This window comes from Pseudomonas fluorescens, from assembly GCF_019212185.1.
Lineage (GTDB): Bacteria > Pseudomonadota > Gammaproteobacteria > Pseudomonadales > Pseudomonadaceae > Aquipseudomonas.
This window is the reverse complement of record NZ_CP078138.1, coordinates 6,219,000-6,241,356: the sequence shown is the minus strand read 5'-3', so window position 1 is coordinate 6,241,356 and position 22,357 is coordinate 6,219,000. Positions and strand designations below refer to the sequence as shown.

Genomic DNA, 22,357 nt, shown 5'->3' with positions numbered 1-22,357 from the left:
GTGCCGAGTGTCAGCGGGCCGGCAACAGCTTCAAGGTGCTGCGGGTGTTGGCGGCCACTTCCTCTTCGCTGAAATGCGCCTGATGGTAGATCCCTTCGATGTAGGCCTCCGCCTGATCCTCATAATGCGTGTTGAACGGCACGCCGCTTTGCCCGATCGGGTTGATGGTCAGGGCATGGGCCGGGTCGGCGAAGTCGATGATGCGGCGGGTTGAAGGGCCGTAGGTCACAGGCCAGGGTGCCGGGCCGATTTTTGCGGTGAGGTTGTTCGGCACTTCATGGCTACCCGGCGCCTCGAATGGCCCGATGTTGAAGATCCGGTCCAGCGGCTTTTGCATGCCCAGCGGATGGCCGTGAGTCAGGGTGTGGGCCTTGCCCCATTGCCACTGCGTGCTGTCTGTCCCGAGGGTGCCCTTGAGGTGGGCGAGGCTGGCGTTCCAGGCGGCCTTGACGACATCAGCACGGGTTTGCGCGGTGCCGCTGCTGCGGTTGTTCCACCAGGGTGAGTCGGCGTTGGCGGCCAGCCGGGGCAGGGCGGCATCGATGACCCGAGTCGAGAGCAGGGTGTCGAAGAAGCTGTCGCCCAGTTCGTCGTGCAGCGCGCCATACGCCAGGTCGTAGAGGAACTGGTTGAACAACGTGGCGCTGGTGGAATCCAGCGGGTAGTCACCTTTCCACGCCGCCAGTTGTTCCAGCAGTTTCAGCTCCGCGGAATCACTGACCACTTCACGCAATACCGGTAACAGCGGTGCGAGTGTGCGCGGACCATAGTGGGTAGTGGTGCCCAGTTGCAGTTTCTGCGTGCCTTCGACGTCCCACTTCACGCTGTTGTCGCTCAACTGCTGGTTCAGTTTCTGGCCACGATCCGCCAGGTTGTAGTAGCCGGGAATCTCCATGCCGGTGGGCGACAGCGGCTGGAAGTTGGCGGAAACGATGTAACCGCGTGCCGGGTTTTCTTCCTGGGGGTTGGCGCTGAACGGGTAGAAACCGTCCTTGTCCGCCTGGTTGCTGCTGCCGTCGAGAATGAACTCCGGCTTGACCCCGGCCGGACGCTTGGGCAATTGCGCGGCGGCCCACCAGCCGATGTCCCCTTTGGCATTGGCCCAGACGATGTTCAGGCCCGGTGCCTGGACCTTGGAGGAGGCGGTGCGGGCCTTGGCCAGGGTGTCGGCGCGGTTGAGCTGGTAGAAACCTTCGAGGATCGGGTTTTGCGTCTCGAGAAACGCCCACCACATGGCAATCGGTGTCTTGCCGGCGGTGGCGCCCAGTACGTCGTTGATGATCGGCCCGTGGGGCGACTGACGCAGGGTCAGGTTCACCGGCTCCTGACCCTTCACCGCGATCTGCTGCTCGGTGCTGACCAGGTCCACCCATTGCCCGCGATACCAGACTTGATTGGCATTGTCCGGATTGACCTTCTCGGCGATCAGGTCGAGGTCATCGTTCTGGAACATGGTCAGGCTCCAGCCGAAATCCATGTTGTGGCCGAGGAAGGCGAACGGCACCAGCGCCTGGTGGTGGCCGTACAGTTCAAAGCCGGGCGCCGACAGTTGCGCCTCGTACCAAACTGCCGGGGCCGAGAAACGAATGTGCGGGTCACCGGCCAGCAGCGGTTTGCCACTTTGGGTGCGACTGCCGGCAATCGCCCAGGCATTGCTGCCCTCGAACTGCGGCAGGCCGTGCTCGGCCAGCGCCTGCTCACTGAGGCGGGCCAAGGCGTTGAGGTCCTTCCAGTCGGCGGCGCTGAGGGCCGGCGCGGAGCCGGGTTTCTCGACAAGCACGCCCTTGGGCTGCCAGTCGAGATCGAAGATGTTCAGGTAGTCGCTGCCCAGTTGATCACGGACATAGGTCAGCACCGGCTCGGTACGAAAGGCTGCGGCAAAGCTGTAGGCCATGTAGCCGGCGGCGCTGATGCTGTCCTGGGCGGTGAACGGCCGCTTGCGGATCCCCAACACGTCGAACTCCACCGGTGCGGCGTGGCTGTCTTGATACTGGTTGATCCCGTCCAGATAAGCCTGCAGGGCCTTCCACTCTGGGGATTGCTTGTCGAGCGCGGCCACGTAGGTTTCGGCACGCTCGCGGATGCGCAGGCTGCGGAACAGCTTGTCGGTGTCGACCAGCTTCGGCCCCAACACCTCCGCCAACTCACCGCGAGCCAGGCGGCGCATAATTTCCATCTGAAACAAGCGGTCTTGAGCCTGCACATAGCCAAGAGCCCGATACAGGTCGGTCTCGTTGGTGGCCCGAATGTGCGGCACCCCACGCTCGTCATAACGCACCGTCACCGCGCCTTCGAGGTGTTGCAACTGCACCTGGCCCTGGCGGGTGGGTTGTTTGCTATACACATACCAGCCGGCGCCTGCGGCGAGCAGGACGAGCAGCAAGGCCAGCAGGGTCATGACGCGCTTCATGGAGACTCCTTGTTCTTTTTGGAATGCCGCCTGTCGGGGCGGTCAAGATGTAGCACAGCCCTTGCCCGCCGGGGATGTCCGACCTTGAAAAGTCCGGAATGCCCTAGGGTGTTTCACTGGCCCACGGGCAATAACACCCCACCGCCAGAGTGTTGGTGGCATTGACCGGACGACCCTCGCTCAGCGCCTGCAAAATCGGCTCAATGAAGCTGTTGCTGGAATTGCAAGTCAGGCCTTCGCTGTAGGGGCCGAAGTAGGCGAGTTTGCCGCTGCGGTCCCAGATGGCGACGGCCGGGCTGGCGGGGATCTGGGTGGAGCCGGGGAGGACGTCGAGGGTTTTCAGGCCACTGAGGGTGTTGGGCAACTGGCCCTGGCTGCCGGGTTTTTGCACGGCGAAGAATTGCACGCCCTGGGGCCCGTAGTGTTCGAGCAGTTCGGCGAGGTGCTGCTGGTTGCCGACGTTGCACGGGCAGGACGGGTCCCAGAAGTGTACGACGCGGATCGAGCCGGGACCGGCGAGGTGCTCGGGCAGGCGCAGCGGATCGCCGGAAAATACGGCGGTGTGCTCGCTGAAGGCGCGCAGGTAGCGGCCCTGGAACCAGTCGTAGGCCGCCCACAGCACGCCGGCGCAGATCAGTGCGATCAGGGTGGCAAACAATGTCGTGCGGGTGTGGGGGCGCATGTGAAAGCATCCTTGGCGGTCGCGTAGCTTGCCATGCTTGCCACGACAGAAGAATATCGCAGGCCCATAAAGTCTGTTTCGCGCGCTGCGCCTGCTCTGGAATCTCCTCATGGCTGTGACCTTCAATGCCGATCATTTGCGCGCCAGCTTGCAGCCGTTGGCTTGTGCGCAGCCGCTCTCGGACGAGGCGCAGGCCTATCAACGCTTCTATGGCCTGGATTTCGCGCAACGCACGCTGCGTCGTGGCCTCGGACGTTTCGAGGTCGATGGCTACGAGGTCGTCAGCCAGCTTTGGTGGCCTGAACGGGCGAAAGCCACGCTGTTCCTGTTTCACGGTTTCTACGATCACACCGGGCTCTATCGGCACGTCATCGAATGGGCGCTGGAGCAGGGTTTCGCAGTGATTGCCTGTGATTTGCCGGGGCACGGCCTGTCCAGTGGCGAGCGTGCGAGCATTCGCGATTTCGCCGAATACCAGGACACCCTGCAAGGCCTGTTCGCCGAGGCGCGCTCAATCGACCTGCCCCAGCCCTGGCACCTGTGCGGGCAGAGTACCGGCGGGGCGATCGTCATCGACCACGTGCTCAACCAGGGCGTCGACAGCCCGGCACAAGGCCAGGTACTGCTGTTATCGCCGCTGGTGCGGCCACGTGCCTGGGGGTGGTCGCACCTGAGTTATTACCTGCTGCGGCCTTTCGTCAAAGGCATTGCCCGGCGCTTCAGTGAGAACTCCAACGACCCGGCGTTCCTGCCGTTCCTGCAGGCCGATCCGCTGCAACCATTGCGCCTGCCGACCGCCTGGGTGGGGGCGCTGGCGCGCTGGATCAAGCGCATCGAAGCAGCGCCGGCGAGCCCGCGGCGTCCGTTGATCATTCAGGGGATGGCCGACATGACTGTGGATTGGCAGCACAATCTGCAGGTGCTGGCGGCCAAGTTCGATCGGCCGCAGGTGCTGAAGTTGCCGGAGGCGCGGCATCATTTGGCGAATGAAACGGCGGCATTGCGGGAGGAGTATTTTGGGTTTTTGAGTCGGCGGATCAAGGGCCGGAATTTGTAGTGTCTGTTAAACCGCTATCGCGAGCAGGCTCGCGATAGCGGTTTAACAGACCGCGTAAATTACGGAGCCAGACTCGAAGCACTTTGCCCCACCGCCAACCCCGCCCGAATCGCCGCCAGCGCCGCTTGGTAATAAGCCTTGCCTTCGGTGGATTCAGCGAAGTTGGCAAACTCCTCAAGCTCGGCATCCGACAGGTCGCGATAGACGTACAGCAGGGTGTTGTTGAGGTCGCTGCCGATCTGTTCCATCAGGCGCTGGCGCTGGCCGTTGAGCATGCTCTGGGCCTGGCCGCCGCCGAGCAGGCCGGGAATCATCTGGCTCAGGCTGTCCGCCGCCACACCGGCAATCGCCAGGCTGACTTCGGCGCCGGCTTCGCGGGCTGGCAGCGCCTGGGCCAGGTGGCCGACGATCAACTGGCGGGTGTCGCTGGCTTCGATCTTAGGCAAGCCCTTGGCATTCTTCGCCAACTGATCGCGGCGCGTCGCCAGCAACTCAGCGGCAATGATCTTGCGCCCCAGCGCCGACTGGAAAAACGCCAGCGCCGGCTTCGGGTCGGCGAGATTCTTGCGCAATTGTGCCTGCGCGCGCTGATCCACAGCCTGTGGCGCAAAGCGCTGGTTGCTGTTGTTGACCAACGCCTGGAACACCGCCGGCGGCAGACTGTTTTGGTAGCGTTGTTGGGCGGCAGTGAGGGCATCGCTGAAATGCGCGCGCTGGTCCGGCCAGCCAGCGACCTTGTACAACTGGTCGTAGCCGTCTGCCCAGGAGGGGAAAGTACAGAGCATCAACAGTGAAAAAAGCAAACGGCGCATAAGGACTCCTGTCGGCAGTCGACTATTCTCCGGGGCCAGACACAGGTTGTCGAGAATTCGTATCAGGTTCACCTGCATATCCGACGATCCTCCGCTATCCGGCACTGTCGGATTTGCTGGCGCAGGAATACTATGCGCGCCATGCCCATACCCTCTGATCACCCGCTATTGCTGCGTATCGTTGACGACCTCGCCACTCACGGCTGGTCGCAGCAGAACCTGTTCCTGCCTCTGTCTTTGACCGGGGAGCTGGCGGCCGAGTGCCGTAAACGTGCGGCCGAGGGCGAACTGGCGCCGGCGGCGGTGGGCCGTGGCCCCGCTTCGGAGGTTCGCGAGGGTATTCGCGGCGATCATATTCAATGGCTGGAGCCCGGCCAGGCCGATGCCTGCGATAGCTATCTGAGCTTGATGGACAGCCTGCGCGAGGCGCTCAACCGTGGCCTGTTCCTCGGTCTCGAGGACTTCGAAAGCCACTTCGCCCTGTACCCGCCCGGCGCCTTCTACCGCCGCCACGTTGACCGCTTTCGCGACGACGATCGGCGCATGGTCTCGGCGGTGATCTATCTCAACGATGCCTGGATGCCGGAGCATGGCGGTCAACTGCGTATGTACCTGGAGGACGACGCGGCACACGATGTGGACCCTGTGGGCGGCTGCCTGGTGGTGTTTCTTTCGGGCCAGGTGCCCCATGAGGTATTGCCGGCAACCCGCGAACGCTTGTCGTTGACCGGCTGGTTTCGCCGTCGCGGCAACGATCCATTTTGAGCATGCAGAAAATTCTCGTCAGCCGCTGCCTGTTGGGCCATCGCGTGCGCTACGACGGCGGCGCCAGCGGACCATTCGATCAGCTGCAGCAGTGGATCGCCGAAGGTCGGGTGGTGCCGTTGTGCCCTGAAGTGGCGGGCGGCTTGCCTACCCCTCGGGCGGCGGCTGAGATTCCGGGCGGACAGGGTGTCGAGGTGCTCGACGGCAGTGCCCGGGTCATCACCACCGAGGGTGAAGATGTCAGTGCCGAGTTCCTGTCCGGTGCGCGGCAGGCTCTGGCGCTGGTGCAGCAACATGGCATCCACATCGCCGTGCTCAAGGCCAACAGCCCTTCATGCGGCAACCTGCTGACCTATGACGGCACGTTCAGCGGGGTCAAGGTCAGCGGTGAGGGCGTCACCGCCGCCTTGTTGAGCCGTCACGGGGTCCGGGTGTTCAACGAATCGCAACTGGCCGAAGCGGCCAGCGCCCTGGCAGCGCTGGACTGAGGGCCGGCCTGGTCAAGGCTTCGGTGGCTGGGTTGCATCCATGCCGAACCACTTCTCGGACAAGGCCATCAGGCGTCCGTCTTTCTTGATTCGCTCCAAAGCCCCGGCGAGGGTCGCCTGGAATGCCGGGTTGCCTTTCTGGAACGGGATCACCAGGCTCAGCGTCGGGCCGATTTTTGCCCCTTCCTTCACCGGCAATCGGCTGTCGCGGATTGCGTAGGGAATCAGCAGGCGATCGCTGATGGCCGCGTCCAATTGTTTGTCCGCCACTTCCTTGAGCGGCTGTTGCGCATCCGGGTAACTGCGCAGGTCGACGCCTTCGACACTGCGCGCTTGATCGACAAACTGACTGCCCTGGGCCACGCCCAGCACCTTGCCATTGAGCGCCGGTAACGAGCCCAGCGGACGTTGTTCTTCCTGGCGCACGATCAATTGTGCGCTTGAATAGCTGTAAGGTTCGCTGATATCGAAACGATCCTTGAGTTCCGGGGTCAGTGCTATGTGGTTGATGGCGATATCGTAGCGGCCGCTCTCGACACCGGGCAGTAGGTCGGTGGAGTCGGTCACCACGAAGTCGGCGCGTACATCCAGCTCGCTGGCCAGTAGTTGGCCTAGCTCGACTTCGAAGCCGGTAAGTTTGCCGTCGTCCTTATAGTTGAAGGGCGGAGTATTGGCTTCCAGGGCGATGCGCAGTTCACCGCGATCGTTGACGTCGTCGATCAGTTCAGCGTGAGCAAGGGGGCTCAGAAGGGGCAGCAACAGCATCAGGCCAGGCAAAAAGCGCATGGTCTCTCCTTGATTCGTTATGTGCGACGCGCTGCTTCGGCGCGCTTTGCTATGGTGTTGAGGTCCTTCGACAACAAATTGCTACGAAGTTGTCACATTCATAAAGATTAAGCATAAAACTGGAGAAAAGAATGAAAACCTTTATGTCACGTGCTGTTTTTGCAGGGATGCTGCTCGGTGCTTCGATGCTGGCCAGCGCCGCGACGCCTGCTCCGGAGGGCGCTAAGGTCTCCATTGTTTCGCCGACAGATGGCGGCACCGTGCCGCAGACCTTCCAGATCAAGTTCGCTGTCGAAGATGTCTCCCTGGCCCCGGCAGGTGATGCCACCCCCAATTCCGGTCACCACCACGTGCTGATTGATACCGCCCCGATTGCCGCTGGCAAAGTGATCCCGGCCGATGCCAACCACGTGCATTTCGGCAAGGCGCAAACCCAGGGCGAACTGACCCTGACCCCTGGCGAGCACACCCTGCAACTGGAGCTGGGCGACAAGAACCACATGGCGTTCGACCCGCCTATCCTTTCGGAAAAGATCACCATCACGGTTAAGTAAAACGTCCAGGCAAAAAAAAGGGAGCTCCGCGGAGCTCCCTTTTTATTGACGCTTGAGCGTTAGAACAGCACGCGGCAACGAATAGTGCCGTTGATGTGCTGCAGCTTCTCTTGCGCCAGGTCCGAGTACTCGGCGTCGACGTCGATCACGACGTAGCCGACTTTCTCGTTGGTCTGCAGGAACTGACCGGAAATGTTGATGCCGTTTTCGGCGAAGACCTTGTTGATCTCGCTCATCACACCCGGGATGTTCTCGTGGATGTGCAGCAGACGGTGCTTGCCAGGGTGAGCCGGCAAGGCCACTTCCGGGAAGTTCACGGACGATACCGAAGTACCGTTGTCGCTGTACTTCACCAGCTTCTCAGCGACTTCCAGGCCGATGTTGGCTTGCGCTTCAGCGGTGGAGCCACCGATGTGCGGGGTCAGGATCACGTTGTCCAGGCCACGCAGCGGGCTCTCGAACTCTTCGTCGTTGGAGCGTGGCTCGACCGGGAACACGTCGATGGCAGCGCCGATCAGGTGCTTGTCCTTGATCGCAGCGGCCAGGTGGTCCAACTCGACCACGGTGCCGCGCGCGGCGTTGATCAGGATCCCGCCTTTCTTGATTGCGCGGATTTCCTTCTCGCCGATCATCCACTGGGTCGCAGCGGTTTCCGGTACGTGCAGGGTGACGATGTCGGACATGCCCAACAGCTCGTGCAGGTTGCCGACCTGGGTGGCGTTACCCAGTGGCAGCTTGGTCACGGTGTCGTAGAAGTACACCTGCATGCCCAGGCCTTCAGCCAGGACCGACAGTTGAGTACCGATCGAGCCATAACCGACGATACCCAGCTTCTTGCCACGGATTTCGAAGGAGTTGGCCGCGCTCTTGATCCAGCCGCCACGGTGGCAGGAAGCGTTCTTCTCGGGGATGCCACGCAGCAGCAGAATCGCTTCGGCCAGCACCAACTCGGCAACGGAGCGGGTGTTGGAGTACGGCGCGTTGAACACGGCAATACCGCGCTCGCGGGCGGCGTTGAGGTCCACCTGGTTGGTGCCGATGCAGAAACAGCCGACAGCCACCAGCTTCTTCGCGTGATCGAAGATCTCTTCGGTCAGTTGAGTACGGGAGCGAATGCCGATGAAGTGCGCATCAGCGATCTTTTCCTTGAGCTGGGCTTCCGGCAGAGAACCTGTGAGGTACTCGATGCTGGTGTAGCCCGCCGCCTTGAGGACGTCGACAGCCGATTGGTGGACGCCTTCGAGAAGAAGGAACTTGATCTTGCTCTTATCGAGAGAAGTCTTGCTCATCTGCGTAAACCTGTATCCCGGAGAAAAATGGCAGGAGATAGCCAGCAGATGCTGACCCGGACGGCAGGAAAGCCGTCGCCGCAGAACAGCCTTTGGGCACTATGCTGCGGGGTCGGTATGCTAGCATATGCGCCCCGCTAAACACTCATTCCTGCGACGTGAAGCGTTCTCAGGATGACCATGAATTGTTCGAGAGTTCTGTCGATGACCAATCCTGCCCTGATTGATGAGCTGAAGACCCTGGTTGAGCCTGGCAAGGTGCTGACCGACGCCGACTCCCTGAATGCTTACGGTAAGGATTGGACCAAGCATTTCGCCCCGGCCCCGACTGCCATCGTGTTCCCCAAGACCACCGAGCAGGTCCAGGCCATCGTCCTGTGGGCCAACAAACACAAAGTGGCGCTGGTGCCGTCCGGTGGTCGTACCGGGCTGTCCGCCGCTGCGGTGGCGGCCAATGGCGAAGTGGTGGTGTCGTTCGACTACATGAACCAGGTCCTCGAGGTGAACCTGACCGACCGCACGGCCATATGCCAGCCAGGTGTGGTCACCAAGCAATTGCAGAACGTTGCGGAAGAAAAGGGTCTGTACTACCCGGTGGACTTCGCTTCGTCGGGTTCCAGCCAGATTGGCGGCAATATCGGCACCAATGCCGGCGGGATCAAGGTGATTCGCTACGGCATGACCCGCAACTGGGTGGCCGGCATGAAAGTCGTCACCGGCAAGGGTGATGTGCTGGAACTGAATCGCGACCTGATCAAGAACGCCACCGGCTATGACATGCGCCAGCTGTTCATCGGCGCCGAAGGCACCCTGGGCTTCGTGGTCGAGGCGACCATGCGCCTGGATCGCGCGCCGAAAAATCTCACCGCGATGGTGCTCGGCACCGCTGATTTCGACTCGATCATGCCGGTGCTGCACGCCTTCCAGAGCAAGCTGGACCTGACTGCCTTCGAGTTTTTCTCCGACAAGGCCCTAGCCAAAGTCCTCGATCGCGGCGACGTACCGGCGCCGTTCGAATCCGACTGCCCGTTCTACGCGCTGCTGGAATTCGAAGCGACCACCGAAGAAGTGGCCAACCACGCCCTGGAAACCTTCGAGCACTGCGTGGAGCAGGGTTGGGTGCTGGACGGCGTGATGAGCCAGAGCGAAACCCAGCTGCACAACCTGTGGAAACTGCGCGAGTACATCTCCGAGACCATTTCCCACTGGACCCCGTACAAGAACGACATTTCGGTGACCGTGTCGAAAGTCCCGGCCTTCCTCAAGGAAATCGACGCGATCGTCGGCGAACACTACCCGGATTTCGAAATCGTCTGGTTCGGCCACATTGGCGACGGCAACCTGCACCTGAACATCCTCAAGCCGGAAAACCTCAGCAAGGACGAGTTCTTTGCCAAGTGCGCGACCGTGAACAAGTGGGTGTTCGAAACCGTCGAGAAGTACAACGGTTCGATTTCTGCCGAGCACGGCGTCGGTATGACTAAGCGCGATTACCTGACCTACAGCCGTTCGCCGGTTGAAATTGAATATATGAAAGCAGTAAAAGCGGTATTCGACCCGAACGGCATCATGAACCCGGGCAAGATCTTCGCCGTTTGAACAAACCTTGAGGCAGGAGGCGGTAATGAGCTATCAGCACCAGTATGTCGACGGTACCCGCATTCATTTCCCGCTCGGGAAAGTGGTGTGCATCGGGCGTAACTACGCCGAACACGCCAAGGAACTGGATAACCCGGTGCCGACCGAGCCGCTGCTGTTCATCAAGCCGGGCAGTTGCGTGGTGCCGCTGGAAGGCGGTTTCGCAATTCCTACTGAGCGTGGCTCGGTGCATTACGAGGCGGAAATCGCTGTGTTGATCGGCAAGCCCTTGTCGACCAAACCGAGCGTCGAGGAAGTGCTGGACGCGATCTCCGGCTTCGCCCCGGCCCTGGACCTGACCCTGCGGGACAAGCAGGCCGAGCTGAAATCCAAGGGCCTGCCGTGGGAAATCGCCAAGTCCTTTGACGGTGCGGCGGTAATCGCACCGTTCGTGGTCGGCAGCACCTTTGCCGACCTGACCGACATCGGCATTCGCCTGACCATCAACGGTGAAGTGCGCCAGGACGGCAACAGCAGCGCCATGCTCAACCCGATCGTGCCGATGATCCAGCACATGGCCGGTTGCTTCTCGCTGCAGGCCGGCGACGTGATCCTCACCGGCACCCCGGTGGGTGTCGGTCCGCTGAACGTGGGTGATGAGTTGGTGCTGGAACTGCCGGGTGCCAGTCGTTTTACCAGTAGCGTTCGCTAAATCCAGCCTGAACGGAACCCTTGTAGGACCTGGCTTGCCAGCGAAGATAGCCAGGACACCGCGTTTCATCGGGGGTGGACTGGGCATCGTTGACGTTTTTCGCTGGCAAGCCAGCTACAGGGTGTTTTCCTGCAAGGTTGTAGGCAATGGCCTACGGCTATTAAGCTTGAATTCATCCAGGCGTGATATTTCATCCGCCCGTTTCGCTTTTGAGCCCGCCTGAATGCGCCGACTTGCCCGTCCCAAACCGCTTGCCTTGATTCTGTTGGTCGCCGTCGTGCTGGCGCTGGGCGTGGCGGGCCAGTATTACCGTCTCTACGAGCGCGCCTGGTTCAATCTGCAAAGCTGGCTGCACCCGCTCTCCGAGCAGTCGATGGCGCTCAATGATTACCGAGTGGTGATCGAAGCCAAGGTGATTGACGGCCTGGACGACGACGTCTCGGCGTTGACCTTCGATCCAGTGCGCAACAGCCTGTTCACCGTGACCAACCAGAATTCCGAGCTGATCGAAATGTCCCTCGATGGGCGCATCCTGCGGCGGATTGCGCTGATCGGCTTTGGTGATCCAGAGGCTGTGGAGTTCATCAGTGCTGACACTTATGTGATCAGCGATGAGCGTCAGCAGCGTTTGATCAAGATTCACCTGGAGGAGGGCACGACCTTCCTCGATGCCGCCGATGCCGAGCAGATGACCCTGGGCATGCACATGACCCGCAACAAGGGCTTCGAGGGCCTGGCCTACGACTCCAAGGGCAAGCGTCTGTTCGTCGCCAAGGAGCGCGACCCGATGCTGATCTACGAAGTGCAGGGCTTCCCGCATTACAACCCGGAAAAATCCTACGCCGTGCACGTGATCAACAACCCCAAGCGGGATGCCGGGTTGTTTGTGCGCGACCTGTCGAGTCTGCAATACGATGAGCGCAGCGGCCACTTGCTGGCACTGTCGGATGAGTCGTTTCTGGTGCTGGAGCTGGATATCGACGGTCGGCCGCTAAGCACAATGTCATTGCGTAAAGGTCAACATGGCCTGCAGAAGACCGTGCCGCAAGCAGAAGGGATCGCCATGGATGACGAGGGGACGCTGTACCTGGTGAGCGAGCCGAACCTGTTTTATGTGTTCAGGAAGCCATCTCAGCCCTAACCGACACCACAAAAACCATTGCAGGAGCCAGCTGGCTGGCGAGGGCGGTCTTTGCGTCAATACATAGGCTGACTGACACACCGCCTTCGCCGGCAAGCCCGCTCCTGCGGGTGTTCATGGGTCGGCAGAAATGTGAATTACTTGGCCGTCAGGCTCTTCACACCCTCACTGGTCCCCAGCAACAGCAGGTCCGCCGGGCGGGCGGCAAACAGGCCGTTGGTGACCACGCCGACGATGGCGTTGATCTGCTTCTCCAGCTCCACCGGGTTGGTGATCTGCATGTTGAACACATCAAGGATGATGTTGCCGTTGTCGGTCAACACGCCTTCACGGTACACCGGGTCGCCGCCCAGCTTGACCAGTTCACGGGCCACGTGGCTGCGGGCCATCGGGATGACTTCGACCGGCAGCGGGAAAGTACCCAGGACTGGTACCAGTTTGCTGGCGTCGGCAATGCAGATGAAGGTCTTGGCCACGGCGGCGACGATCTTCTCGCGGGTCAGGGCTGCGCCGCCGCCCTTGATCAGGTTCAGGTGCTCGTCGCTTTCATCGGCACCGTCGACGTAGAACTCCAGGTCGCTGACGGTATTGAGTTCATACACCGGAATGCCGTGACCCTTTAGGCGTGCGGCAGTGGCTTCGGAGCTGGCGACCGCGCCGTCGAACGCGCCCTTGTGCTGGGCCAGGGCGTCGATGAAGCAGTTGGCGGTGGAGCCGGTGCCGACCCCGACGATGCTCTTGTCGTCGAGTTTGGGAAGGATGAAATCGACGGCGGCCTGTGCCACTGCCTGTTTGAGTTGATCCTGGGTCATGCGGGCTCCGAAGTGCCGAAGTAGGGTTGAAAGGCCGGCATTATAGGCCTCGCTGCGGGCAAGGTCATTGCCCGATTGGCGGGTGCGACAGTGTGTCTGGGCGCGCAATGCTTCATCCCGGGGCTTAAAGCCACCGGTTTGGTGTGGTCGCCCGGGCAAAAGCCGGGTTAGACTCCTTGGTCCTGCCCAACCCGCTCAGTGATGCCTTCCGATGCTTGAACAGTACGTCAAAAAGATCCTCACCTCGCGCGTTTATGACGTTGCCGTAGAAACCCCTTTGCAGACTGCTCGCCAGCTCTCCGAGCGGCTGGGCAACACGATTTGGCTCAAGCGCGAAGACTTGCAGCCGGTGTACTCGTTCAAGATTCGCGGGGCTTACAACAAGCTCACCCAACTGAGCGATGAAGAACGCTCCCGTGGCGTGGTCACGGCCTCGGCGGGCAACCATGCCCAGGGCTTGGCGCTAGCCGCCAAGGTGCTGGGGGTCAAGGCCACCATCGTGATGCCCAAGACCACTCCGGAAATCAAGGTCGAAGGTGTACGCTCCCGTGGCGGCAAAGTGGTGCTGCACGGCGACTCTTTCCCGGAGGCCCTGGCCTATTCGCTGAAACTGGTCGACGAAAAGGGCTACGTCTACATTCACCCTTACGATGATCCGCACACCATTGCCGGGCAGGGCACGGTGGCGATGGAGATTCTTCGTCAGCACCCGGGGCCGCTGGACGCGATCTTCGTGCCGGTCGGCGGTGGTGGCCTGATCGCCGGTATCGCGGCCTACGTGAAGTACCTGCGCCCGGAGATCAAAATCATCGGCGTCGAGCCGGACGACTCCAACTGCCTGCAAGCGGCCATGGCTGCTGGTGAGCGCGTGGTGCTGCCGACCGTGGGCATCTTCGCCGATGGCGTGGCAGTGGGGCAGATCGGTCAGCACACCTTCGATATCTGCAAGGATTATGTCGACGAAGTGATCACCGTCAGCACTGACGAAATCTGTGCGGCGATCAAGGACATCTACGACGACACCCGGTCGATCACCGAGCCGGCCGGCGCCCTGGGCGTGGCCGGGATCAAGAGGTACGTGGAGCAGCGCGGCGTCACCGGGCAGACCCTGGTGGCCATCGACTCTGGTGCCAACGTCAACTTCGACCGCCTGCGCCATGTCGCCGAGCGCGCGGAATTGGGTGAGGGCCGTGAAGCGATCATCGCCGTGACCATCCCCGAGAAACCGGGCAGCTTCAAGGCGTTTTGCGAGGCCATTGGCAAGCGGCAGATCACTGAATTCAACTATCGCTACAGCACTGGTAGCGAAGCGCATATTTTCGTTGGCGTGCAGACCCATCCGGAAAACGACCCGCGCAGTGGGCTGATCGCCAGTCTGACTGAGCAGGGATTCCCGGTGCTCGACCTGACTGACAACGAATTGGCCAAGCTGCACATTCGCCACATGGTCGGCGGACGTGCGGCCCAGGTGGTCGATGAAGTGGTGCTGCGCTTCGAATTCCCTGAGCGTCCGGGTGCCTTGTTCAACTTCCTGCACAAGCTCGGCGGGCGCTGGAATATCTCGATGTTCCACTACCGCAACCACGGTGCCGCTGATGGCCGTGTGGTCGCGGGCCTGCAAGTGCCCCATGACGAGCGTCACCTGGTGCCGGCAGCTCTGGAGCAGATCGGTTATCCGTACTGGGACGAAAGCGACAACCCGGCCTATCAGCTGTTTCTTGGCTGAACGGCTACGCTGATGGGCAGGAAATAAGGAAATCAGACAATGGAAACGTTAACCGCCCTGAAAATGGCGCACATGGTCGCCACTGTGGTCTTGCTGGCCGGCGCGTTGGGGCTGGGCATCTGGGTTTTTCTGGCGCGGCGCAAAGGTGACACGACGGCGGGCGGCCGTACCTTGCAACGGCCACGGGTGTTTGTCTGGTTGCTGATGGGCCTGGCTTTGTTGAGCATGCCGTTCACCGGCTGGTGGATGGTGCACCTGGTTGGCTGGCCGCTGGGACAAACCTGGCTGCTGGCCTCCAGCGTGTTGTACACCGTGGCGGCGTTGGCCTGGTTCTGGCTGCTGGTGCGCCTGAACAAGCTGCGCAAGGCGCCGGGCAGTGTGGGCAAGTTCAGCTTTGCCTTGGCGCTGGTCAGCTTTGTCTGCTTTATCGCAATTGCCGGGTTAATGGGGGCCAAGCCGGTTTAAGGTTTTAGACCGCGTCGACCCCATTCGCGAGCAGCGGAACGCCGCCCGGGCGGCGTTCCGCTGCTCGCGAAGACATTATCAGCCACGCAGACTGATCACCGGCCACCCACGCCGCTCAGCCTCAGCCCGCAGATTCGGATCAGGATCCACCGCCACCGGATTCGCCACCTGCTCCAGCAGCGGCAGATCGTTCATCGAATCGCTGTAAAAGAAGCTGCCTTCGAGCGACAAGCCGGTTTCTTCCAGCCAACGATTCAGACGCGTCACCTTACCTTCACGGAAGCACGGCACGTCGGTGCTGCGTCCGGTGTAGCGACCTTCATGCATTTCGCATTCGGTGGCGATCAAGGTGTCCACGCCCAATAGCTCGGCAATCGGCCCGGTGACGAAGCGGTTGGTGGCGGTGATGATCACCAGCTTGTCGCCAGCGTCGCGATGCTTGGCCAGCAATTCCACGGCCTTGGGCAGCATCAGCGGCTCAATGCAGTCGCGCATGAAGTCGCGGTGCCATTCATCGAGTTGGGCCATCTCGGTACGGCCGAGGATTTCCAGGCAGAAGTTCAGGTACTCGGCGTTGTCCAGCTTGCCGGCCAGGTAGTCCTGGTAGAACTCATCGTTGCGCGCTTTGTAGGCGATGGGGTCGAGGATCTCTCGTTCGCACAGGTAGTCGCCCCATGCGTGATCGCTGTCGCCGCCCAAAAGCGTATTGTCGAGGTCGAATAAAGCCAGGCGCATTGCAGTTACCCGCTGATTAGTCTGTAAAAAGGCGATAAGAATACGGTCTTTTCACAAGAGTGCACATAAGGTAGGAAGCTTCGTTGCCGCCCTGACAATCTTTGTGGAACAATGCGGCGACATGCGTTTGCGAGGTTGTTGCCGTGATCGACCCCGATGGTTTCCGCCCCAATGTGGGGATCATTCTGACGAATGATGCTGGCCAGGTGCTATGGGCTCGCCGTATCAATCAAGATGCCTGGCAGTTTCCTCAAGGTGGTATCAACCCTCAGGAAACGCCGGAAGACGCTCTGTACCGCGAGTTAAACGAAGAAGTCGGCCTGGAGCGCGAAGATGTTGAAATTCTCGCCTGCACGCGTGGCTGGTTGCGCTATCGTTTGCCGCAACGTCTGGTCCGTACCCACAGCCAACCGCTGTGCATCGGCCAGAAACAGAAATGGTTTCTTCTGCGCCTGATCTCCAATGAGCAGCGGGTGCGGATGGATTTGACCGGTAAACCGGAATTCGATGGCTGGCGCTGGGTCAGCTATTGGTATCCGTTGGGCCAGGTGGTGACATTCAAGCGCGAGGTGTATCGACGCGCTCTCAAAGAGCTTGCCCCGCGCCTTTTAGCGCGCGACTGACGACGGAGTTCGACCCCGAGCCATGCTCAATACGCTGCGCAAGATCGTCCAGGAAGTTAACTCCGCCAAGGATCTCAAGGCGGCGTTGGGCATTATTGTATTGCGCGTCAAAGAGGCCATGGGCAGCCAGGTCTGCTCGGTCTATCTGCTCGACCCCGAGACCAACCGCTTCGTGCTGATGGCCACCGAGGGCTTGAACAAGCGCTCGATCGGCAAGGTCAGCATGGCACCCAACGAAGGTCTGGTTGGCCTGGTCGGTACGCGCGAAGAACCGCTGAACCTGGAAAACGCCGCCGACCACCCGCGCTACCGCTACTTCGCCGAAACCGGTGAAGAGCGCTTCGCCTCCTTCCTCGGCGCGCCGATCATTCACCACCGCCGCGTCGTCGGCGTGTTGGTTATCCAGCAAAAAGAACGCCGTCAGTTCGATGAAGGTGAAGAAGCCTTTCTCGTGACCATGAGCGCCCAGCTCGCCGGTGTTATCGCCCATGCCGAAGCCACTGGCTCGATCCGTGGGCTGGGGCGTCAGGGCAAAGGTATCCAGGAAGCCAAGTTTGTCGGCGTGCCGGGTTCGCCGGGCGCCGCAGTCGGTACTGCAGTGGTCATGCTGCCGCCGGCAGACCTGGATGTGGTGCCCGACAAGAGCATCACCGATATCGACGCCGAACTGGCCCTGTTCAAGACCGCCATTGAAGGCGTGCGCGCCGACATGCGCGCGTTGTCGGCCAAGCTCGCCACCCAGCTGCGCCCGGAAGAGCGGGCCTTGTTCGACGTCTACCTGATGATGCTCGACGATGCCTCGCTGGGCAGCGAAATTACCGCCGTGATCAAGACCGGCCAGTGGGCCCAGGGCGCCTTGCGTCAAGTGGTCACCGATCACGTCAACCGCTTCGAACTGATGGACGACGCCTACCTGCGCGAGCGTGCATCGGACGTCAAGGACCTTGGCCGGCGCCTGCTCGCCTATTTGCAGGAAGAGCGCCAGCAAAACCTGGTCTACCCGGAAAAAACCATTTTGGTCAGTGAAGAGCTGACCCCGGCGATGCTCGGCGAGGTGCCCGAAGGTACGCTGGTCGGCCTGGTCTCGGTATTGGGTTCGGGTAACTCCCACGTGGCGATCCTTGCGCGGGCCATGGGCATCCCGACGGTCATGGGTCTGGTGGATTTGCCGTACGCCAAGGTCGATGGCATCGACTTGATCGTCGATGGCACCAAGGGTGAGGTCTACACCAACCCCAGCGACGTGCTGCGCAAGCAGTTCGCCGAAGTGGTGGAAGAAGAGAAACAACTGGCCCTGGGCCTCGACGCACTGCGCGACTTGCCGTGTGTGACTGTCGACGGTCACCGCATGCCGCTGTGGGTCAACACCGGTCTGCTGGCCGATGTCGCACGGGCGCAAAAGCGCGGCGCCGAAGGGGTGGGCCTGTACCGCACCGAAGTGCCGTTCATGATCAACCAGCGCTTCCCCAGTGAAAAGGAGCAGTTGGCGATCTATCGCGAACAGCTCGCGGCCTTTCACCCGCAACCGGTGACCATGCGCAGCCTGGACATCGGCGGCGACAAGGCCCTGTCGTATTTCCCGATCAAGGAAGACAACCCGTTCCTCGGCTGGCGCGGGATCCGCGTCACCCTCGACCACCCGGAAATCTTCCTGGTACAGACCCGCGCCATGCTCAAGGCCAGCGAAGGCCTGAACAACCTGCGCATCCTGCTGCCGATGATTTCCGGCATTCATGAGCTGGAAGAGGCCCTGCACCTGATCCACCGGGCCTGGGGCGAAGTGCGCGACGAAGGCACCGATGTGCCGATGCCTCCGGTCGGGGTGATGATCGAGATTCCGGCAGCGGTTTACCAGACCAAAGAGCTGGCGCGCCAGGTGGACTTCCTGTCGGTGGGCTCCAACGACCTGACTCAGTATCTGTTGGCCGTGGACCGGAACAACCCTCGGGTGGCCGACCTTTACGACTACCTGCATCCAGCCGTGCTGCAAGCCTTGCAAACGGTGGTGCGCGACGCTCACGCCGAAGGCAAACCGGTGAGTATCTGCGGCGAGATGGCTGGCGATCCGGCCGCTGCGGTGCTGTTGACGGCGATGGGTTTTGACAGCTTGTCGATGAACGCCACCAACCTGCCGAAAGTGAAGTGGATGCTGCGCCAGATCAATCTCGATTGGGCGAAGGATTTGCTGGCGGAACTGATGACCATTGATAACCCGCAAGTTATCCACAGCTCGCTGCAGTTGGCCCTGAAAAACCTCGGGCTGGCGCGGATGGTTAATCCGGCTTCGGTGAAGGTTTCGTAAATCGGCGTTGCGACATTCGCGAGCAGGCTCGCTCCTACAGGAGAGAGCCTGCTCGCGGTAAGGCCGACCTCAAACCCTGATCTCAACCTCCCCCAAATGCCCGCCAAACGGCCCAAAACTGCGCTCCACCATCCACCGCGAACCATCCGCCTGCACGATCAATGCGGTACTCGCTCGGGTGCCATAGCTCTGGCTGGCAATAAACACGCTCGATAGCAGACTCTCGGTGGCCAGGCCCACGCCGGTATCCGGCAGATCGGCGAACGGCGCGGTCTGCGGATCGCCCAGCAGAGCCAGCAGCGCCTGCGGCTGCGGGTCGTCGAGGACTTCAGTCAGCGCGGCCCGTGCCTTGAGCAACTTGGGCCAAGGTGTATCCAGTCCGGCATTCGATACGCCGTAGATCCCTGGCTTCAGCTCCCGCGCCTCGCTCTGCTCAGCGTTGTAATGCCAGAGTTCGCGACGATTGCCGATCAGCAGGTTGAAGCCGGCATATTCAACCGATCTGCTGACAACGTCGGACAAATAGTCGGCGATCGACAGATCACCGGTGAGAAAACGCGCCACCAGTTCACCCCGTGACTTGCGCGCCGGCGGCTGGTGCGGATTGCGGATATTGGTCAGCGCGGCAAAGCGCCCGTCGGCACCAATACCCAGCCAGGTGCCGCCGGCTTCCAGGTCGCGCCCGGCGTGCACCTGCGGCGATTCCGGCCAGGATGCCAGCGGCAGGCTGGGGCGGGCGTAGAACTCGTCACGGTTGGCGGCGACCACCAAGGGGGTGGCGTGATCCGGGCGCCAGGCAAAAACAATCAGGCACATGAAAGGGTCCTTGGGTGTTTTTTGTTCACTGTACCCAGACATCGCCCGTCGATCCATCGGCATACGCAGTGGAGGGTTGGGGTCTGCATCCGTTACCATGCCGCTCTTATTTCGGGGGTGCAGGCATGGAATTTCTGCTCTATCTGCTGTTGGGCGCCTGTGCGGGCGTATTGGCGGGGTTGTTTGGGGTCGGTGGCGGGATCATCATCGTGCCGGTTCTGGTGTTCAGTTTCACCTTGCAGGGCTTCGACCCTTCGGTACTGACTCACCTGGCGGTGGGCACTTCGTTGGCCACCATCATCTTTACCTCGATCAACGCGGTCCGCGAACACCAGCGCAAAGGCGCGGTGCGCTGGCCGATCTTTGCCTGGATGACCCTGGGCATCCTGCTCGGCGCCGGTTTCGGCGCGTTGACGGCCGAAGCGATCTCCGGGCCCAATCTGCAGAAAATCATCGGTGTGTTCGCCCTGGTGATCGCCGTGCAAATGGCCCTGGAGCTCAAACCCAAGGCCAGCCGAACGGTGCCCGGCAAAGTCGGCCTGACCCTGGCCGGCAGTGTGATCGGCTGGGCCTCGGCGATTTTCGGGATTGGCGGTGGTTCGTTGACTGTGCCGTTCCTGACCTGGCGCAGCGTGCCGATGCAGCAGGCAGTGGCGACCTCGTCCGCCTGCGGCCTGCCGATCGCTTTGGCAAGTGCATTAAGTTTCATGATTCTGGGCTGGCATGATCCGCTGTTGCCCGCTCATAGTCTGGGTTTCATCTATCTGCCGGCGCTGCTGGGCATTGCCCTGACCAGCATGGTGTTCGCCCGCTTTGGCGCGCGATTGGCCCACAAGCTGTCGCCGCGTTTGCTGAAAAGACTGTTTGCCGCTTTGCTGTTGTGCGTGGGCTTGAGCTTCCTGCTCTGACACGCGGCGCAATCCTGGCTTAATCCCGGCGTGGCAAGTTCGCGCCAGGAATTTTAGGTTTCAACTCTAACGAGGAGTCGCAATGCTGCCTTACCCGCAGATTGACCCGGTGGCCCTGGCCATTGGCCCGCTGAAAATCCATTGGTACGGCCTGATGTACCTGGTTGGCATTGGCGGAGCCTGGCTGTTGGCGTCGCGCAGGTTGAACCGCTTTGATCCGACCTGGACCAAAGAGAAGCTCTCCGACATGGTGTTCTGGATGTCCATGGGGGTGATTGTCGGTGGCCGCCTGGGCTATGTGCTGTTCTACGACCTGAGCGCCTACCTGGCCAACCCGACGCTGATTTTCGAGGTGTGGAAGGGTGGCATGTCGTTCCACGGCGGCTTCATCGGGGTGATGCTGGCGGCGTTGTGGTTCGGCAAGAAGAACGGCAAGTCATTCTTCCAACTGATGGACTTCGTCGCACCGATGGTGCCGATTGGCCTGGGCGCCGGGCGTATCGGCAACTTCATCAACGCCGAATTGTGGGGCAAGGCCACCGACGTGCCGTGGGCCATGGTCTTCCCGGCGTTCAGCGACCCGGCGCAATTGCCGCGTCACCCCTCACAGCTGTACCAGTTTGCCCTCGAAGGCGTGGCGCTGTTCGTCATCCTCTGGTTGTTCTCGCGCAAGCCGCGGCCGACCATGGCGGTGTCCGGGATGTTCGCGCTGTTCTACGGGATCTTCCGCTTTATCGTCGAATTCGTTCGCGTGCCGGACGCGCAACTGGGCTACCTGGCCTGGAACTGGCTGACCATGGGCCAAGTGCTGTGCGTGCCGATGATCGTCGGCGGGCTGTTCCTGATCTGGCTGGCTTATCATCGCGCCCCGGCGGCGCCGGTTACCCCGGCTGCCTGACACGCCGCTCTACATTGGAATCCCGGGCGATCCCCGGGATTCAAGGACACAGGTAATACATGAAGCAATATCTCGATCTGGTCGCCCACGTCATCAAGAACGGCACCAAGCAAGCCAACCGCACCGGTGTGAACACCATCAGCTTTCCCGGCGCGATGCTGCGTTATGACCTGCAGGATGGTTTTCCGGCCATCACCACGCGCAAGATGGCCTTCAAATCGGCCATCGGCGAGATGTGCGGTTTCCTCCGTGGCGTCAACAACGCCGCCGAATTCCGCGCCCTGGGCTGCAAAGTCTGGGACCAGAACGCCAACGAAAACGCGCAATGGCTGGCCAACCCGTTCCGCCAGGGTGAAGACGACCTGGGCGAAATCTACGGCGTGCAATGGCGCAAGTGGCCGGCCTACAAGCAGATCCCGCTGAGCAACCCGGCGGCCATCGAGCAGACCCTCAACCAGGGCTACCGGCAGATTGCCGAAGGCGAGGAAGACGGCCAGGCCTACGTGGTGTTGTACAAGGCCATCGATCAGATCCGCCAATGCCTCGACACCATCATCAAGGACCCGGGTAGCCGGCGCATCCTGTTCCACGGCTGGAACGTCGCCCAACTCGATGAAATGGCCCTGCCGCCGTGCCACCTGCTGTACCAATTCCACCCGAACGTCGAGACCAAAGAGATTTCCCTGACGCTCTACATTCGCTCCAACGACCTGGGCCTTTTATCGGACGTAGGAAAAAGCGCACAGTACGTGTTCCTAGCCTAAAAAATTTGTCTTTCATGCGACTTCATCTTGACCT

General features: G+C 61.2%; 21 protein-coding genes and 1 pseudogene. 14 read left to right on the top strand and 8 right to left on the bottom strand.

All coding sequences use genetic code 11. The features are described 5' to 3' along the window. Window positions 1-10: 10 nt before the first annotated feature. Window positions 11-2,410: a penicillin acylase family protein gene (locus KW062_RS28255; RefSeq protein ID WP_105753617.1), complete on the bottom strand. Its 2,400-nt coding sequence runs from the start codon at window positions 2,408-2,410 to the stop codon at window positions 11-13. Window positions 2,411-2,513: 103 nt separating this feature from the next. Next, window positions 2,514-3,092 carry a DUF6436 domain-containing protein gene (locus KW062_RS28250; RefSeq protein WP_105753618.1) on the bottom strand — a complete coding sequence of 193 codons (579 nt, stop codon included), beginning with the start codon at window positions 3,090-3,092 and terminating at the stop codon, window positions 2,514-2,516. Between the two features lie 109 nt (window positions 3,093-3,201). Between KW062_RS28250 and KW062_RS28245 the strand changes: the two genes are divergently transcribed. After that, entirely contained in the window at window positions 3,202-4,149 is a 948-nt protein-coding gene (locus tag KW062_RS28245) for an alpha/beta hydrolase (RefSeq protein WP_027616939.1), read from the top strand. Between the two features lie 59 nt (window positions 4,150-4,208). Here KW062_RS28245 and KW062_RS28240 read toward each other — a convergent pair whose 3' ends face one another. Then, window positions 4,209-4,961, bottom strand: a complete 753-nt coding sequence (locus KW062_RS28240; RefSeq protein ID WP_027616940.1) for a DUF2059 domain-containing protein — start codon at window positions 4,959-4,961, stop codon at window positions 4,209-4,211. A 132-nt stretch (window positions 4,962-5,093) separates the two neighbouring features. Here KW062_RS28240 and KW062_RS28235 point away from each other — a divergent pair, with 132 nt between their 5' ends. Together KW062_RS28235 and KW062_RS28230 are read left to right on the top strand one after the other, a co-directional pair. Continuing rightward, the gene (locus tag KW062_RS28235; RefSeq protein ID WP_105753619.1) at window positions 5,094-5,726 is read left to right on the top strand and encodes a 2OG-Fe(II) oxygenase; all 633 of its coding nucleotides are present in this window, start codon (window positions 5,094-5,096) and stop codon (window positions 5,724-5,726) included. A 2-nt stretch (window positions 5,727-5,728) separates the two neighbouring features. Further along, on the top strand, window positions 5,729-6,214 hold the full coding sequence (locus tag KW062_RS28230) for a DUF523 domain-containing protein (RefSeq protein ID WP_105753620.1): 486 nt from the start codon (window positions 5,729-5,731) through the stop codon (window positions 6,212-6,214). 12 nt (window positions 6,215-6,226) lie between these two features. On the opposite strand, the gene KW062_RS28225 is transcribed toward KW062_RS28230, so the two are convergent. Then, window positions 6,227-7,000, bottom strand: a complete 774-nt coding sequence (locus KW062_RS28225) for a transporter substrate-binding domain-containing protein (RefSeq protein ID WP_027616943.1) — start codon at window positions 6,998-7,000, stop codon at window positions 6,227-6,229. 131 nt (window positions 7,001-7,131) lie between these two features. Here KW062_RS28225 and KW062_RS28220 point away from each other — a divergent pair, with 131 nt between their 5' ends. Next, entirely contained in the window at window positions 7,132-7,554 is a 423-nt protein-coding gene (locus KW062_RS28220; protein ID WP_105753621.1) for a DUF4399 domain-containing protein, read from the top strand. 59 nt (window positions 7,555-7,613) lie between these two features. On the opposite strand, the gene serA is transcribed toward KW062_RS28220, so the two are convergent. Continuing rightward, window positions 7,614-8,843 (bottom strand): phosphoglycerate dehydrogenase, encoded by a 1,230-nt coding sequence (gene serA, locus KW062_RS28215; RefSeq protein ID WP_027616945.1) that lies wholly within the window; start codon window positions 8,841-8,843, stop codon window positions 7,614-7,616. A gap of 204 nt (window positions 8,844-9,047) precedes the next feature. On the opposite strand from serA, the gene KW062_RS28210 reads away from it, so the two are divergent. The 3 genes from KW062_RS28210 to KW062_RS28200 all read left to right on the top strand — a co-directional run bounded on the left by KW062_RS28210 (window position 9,048) and on the right by KW062_RS28200 (window position 12,274). Then, on the top strand, window positions 9,048-10,442 hold the full coding sequence (locus tag KW062_RS28210; protein ID WP_105753622.1) for an FAD-binding oxidoreductase: 1,395 nt from the start codon (window positions 9,048-9,050) through the stop codon (window positions 10,440-10,442). A 25-nt stretch (window positions 10,443-10,467) separates the two neighbouring features. Beyond that, window positions 10,468-11,133 (top strand): fumarylacetoacetate hydrolase family protein, encoded by a 666-nt coding sequence (locus tag KW062_RS28205; RefSeq protein ID WP_027616947.1) that lies wholly within the window; start codon window positions 10,468-10,470, stop codon window positions 11,131-11,133. Between the two features lie 223 nt (window positions 11,134-11,356). Next, entirely contained in the window at window positions 11,357-12,274 is a 918-nt protein-coding gene (locus KW062_RS28200; RefSeq protein WP_027616948.1) for an SdiA-regulated domain-containing protein, read from the top strand. Window positions 12,275-12,411: 137 nt separating this feature from the next. Here the strand turns inward: KW062_RS28200 and rpiA are convergent, their stop codons facing one another. After that, window positions 12,412-13,086 carry a ribose-5-phosphate isomerase RpiA gene (gene rpiA / locus KW062_RS28195; protein ID WP_027616949.1) on the bottom strand — a complete coding sequence of 225 codons (675 nt, stop codon included), beginning with the start codon at window positions 13,084-13,086 and terminating at the stop codon, window positions 12,412-12,414. 211 nt (window positions 13,087-13,297) lie between these two features. Here rpiA and ilvA point away from each other — a divergent pair, with 211 nt between their 5' ends. Further along, window positions 13,298-14,812, top strand: coding sequence for a threonine ammonia-lyase, biosynthetic (gene ilvA / locus KW062_RS28190; RefSeq protein WP_105753623.1), 1,515 nt, complete (start codon window positions 13,298-13,300; stop codon window positions 14,810-14,812). A gap of 39 nt (window positions 14,813-14,851) precedes the next feature. Then, window positions 14,852-15,277, top strand: a complete 426-nt coding sequence (locus tag KW062_RS28185) for a DUF2269 domain-containing protein (protein ID WP_027616951.1) — start codon at window positions 14,852-14,854, stop codon at window positions 15,275-15,277. Window positions 15,278-15,355: 78 nt separating this feature from the next. On the opposite strand, the gene KW062_RS28180 is transcribed toward KW062_RS28185, so the two are convergent. Beyond that, window positions 15,356-16,012 carry an HAD family hydrolase gene (locus KW062_RS28180; RefSeq protein WP_105753624.1) on the bottom strand — a complete coding sequence of 219 codons (657 nt, stop codon included), beginning with the start codon at window positions 16,010-16,012 and terminating at the stop codon, window positions 15,356-15,358. A 143-nt stretch (window positions 16,013-16,155) separates the two neighbouring features. On the opposite strand from KW062_RS28180, the gene KW062_RS28175 reads away from it, so the two are divergent. Further along, on the top strand, window positions 16,156-16,635 hold the full coding sequence (locus KW062_RS28175) for an RNA pyrophosphohydrolase (protein WP_007897732.1): 480 nt from the start codon (window positions 16,156-16,158) through the stop codon (window positions 16,633-16,635). Between the two features lie 22 nt (window positions 16,636-16,657). Beyond that, window positions 16,658-18,937, top strand: coding sequence for a phosphoenolpyruvate--protein phosphotransferase (ptsP, locus tag KW062_RS28170; RefSeq protein ID WP_027616953.1), 2,280 nt, complete (start codon window positions 16,658-16,660; stop codon window positions 18,935-18,937). Window positions 18,938-19,006: 69 nt separating this feature from the next. On the opposite strand, the gene KW062_RS28165 is transcribed toward ptsP, so the two are convergent. Continuing rightward, a complete protein-coding gene (locus KW062_RS28165) occupies window positions 19,007-19,753 on the bottom strand; it encodes an NRDE family protein (protein WP_105753625.1) in 747 nt (248 codons plus the stop codon). Between the two features lie 125 nt (window positions 19,754-19,878). Between KW062_RS28165 and KW062_RS28160 the strand changes: the two genes are divergently transcribed. From KW062_RS28160 to KW062_RS28150, 3 genes and pseudogenes are all read left to right on the top strand, one after another. After that, window positions 19,879-20,661: a sulfite exporter TauE/SafE family protein gene (locus KW062_RS28160; RefSeq protein ID WP_027616955.1), complete on the top strand. Its 783-nt coding sequence runs from the start codon at window positions 19,879-19,881 to the stop codon at window positions 20,659-20,661. 82 nt (window positions 20,662-20,743) lie between these two features. Continuing rightward, complete coding sequence (gene lgt / locus KW062_RS28155) at window positions 20,744-21,559, top strand: prolipoprotein diacylglyceryl transferase (RefSeq protein WP_027616956.1); 816 nt, start codon at window positions 20,744-20,746, stop codon at window positions 21,557-21,559. A gap of 59 nt (window positions 21,560-21,618) precedes the next feature. Then, window positions 21,619-22,278, top strand: a pseudogene (locus KW062_RS28150) (thymidylate synthase); the annotation flags it as partial. Between the last annotated feature and the right edge of the window lie 79 nt (window positions 22,279-22,357).

Bases quoted from the DNA above. Each gene is read 5' to 3' on its own strand.
- KW062_RS28255 (WP_105753617.1), bottom strand. From the start codon at position 2,410: ATGAAGCGCGTCATGACCCTGCTGGCCTTGCTGCTCGTCCTGCTCGCC.
- KW062_RS28250 (WP_105753618.1), bottom strand. From the start codon at position 3,092: ATGCGCCCCCACACCCGCACGACATTGTTTGCCACCCTGATCGCACTG.
- KW062_RS28245 (WP_027616939.1), top strand. From the start codon at position 3,202: ATGGCTGTGACCTTCAATGCCGATCATTTGCGCGCCAGCTTGCAGCCG.
- KW062_RS28240 (WP_027616940.1), bottom strand. From the start codon at position 4,961: ATGCGCCGTTTGCTTTTTTCACTGTTGATGCTCTGTACTTTCCCCTCC.
- KW062_RS28235 (WP_105753619.1), top strand. From the start codon at position 5,094: ATGCGCGCCATGCCCATACCCTCTGATCACCCGCTATTGCTGCGTATC.
- KW062_RS28230 (WP_105753620.1), top strand. From the start codon at position 5,729: ATGCAGAAAATTCTCGTCAGCCGCTGCCTGTTGGGCCATCGCGTGCGC.
- KW062_RS28225 (WP_027616943.1), bottom strand. From the start codon at position 7,000: ATGCGCTTTTTGCCTGGCCTGATGCTGTTGCTGCCCCTTCTGAGCCCC.
- KW062_RS28220 (WP_105753621.1), top strand. From the start codon at position 7,132: ATGAAAACCTTTATGTCACGTGCTGTTTTTGCAGGGATGCTGCTCGGT.
- serA (WP_027616945.1), bottom strand. From the start codon at position 8,843: ATGAGCAAGACTTCTCTCGATAAGAGCAAGATCAAGTTCCTTCTTCTC.
- KW062_RS28210 (WP_105753622.1), top strand. From the start codon at position 9,048: ATGACCAATCCTGCCCTGATTGATGAGCTGAAGACCCTGGTTGAGCCT.
- KW062_RS28205 (WP_027616947.1), top strand. From the start codon at position 10,468: ATGAGCTATCAGCACCAGTATGTCGACGGTACCCGCATTCATTTCCCG.
- KW062_RS28200 (WP_027616948.1), top strand. From the start codon at position 11,357: ATGCGCCGACTTGCCCGTCCCAAACCGCTTGCCTTGATTCTGTTGGTC.
- rpiA (WP_027616949.1), bottom strand. From the start codon at position 13,086: ATGACCCAGGATCAACTCAAACAGGCAGTGGCACAGGCCGCCGTCGAT.
- ilvA (WP_105753623.1), top strand. From the start codon at position 13,298: ATGCTTGAACAGTACGTCAAAAAGATCCTCACCTCGCGCGTTTATGAC.
- KW062_RS28185 (WP_027616951.1), top strand. From the start codon at position 14,852: ATGGAAACGTTAACCGCCCTGAAAATGGCGCACATGGTCGCCACTGTG.
- KW062_RS28180 (WP_105753624.1), bottom strand. From the start codon at position 16,012: ATGCGCCTGGCTTTATTCGACCTCGACAATACGCTTTTGGGCGGCGAC.
- ptsP (WP_027616953.1), top strand. From the start codon at position 16,658: ATGCTCAATACGCTGCGCAAGATCGTCCAGGAAGTTAACTCCGCCAAG.
- KW062_RS28165 (WP_105753625.1), bottom strand. From the start codon at position 19,753: ATGTGCCTGATTGTTTTTGCCTGGCGCCCGGATCACGCCACCCCCTTG.
- KW062_RS28160 (WP_027616955.1), top strand. From the start codon at position 19,879: ATGGAATTTCTGCTCTATCTGCTGTTGGGCGCCTGTGCGGGCGTATTG.
- lgt (WP_027616956.1), top strand. From the start codon at position 20,744: ATGCTGCCTTACCCGCAGATTGACCCGGTGGCCCTGGCCATTGGCCCG.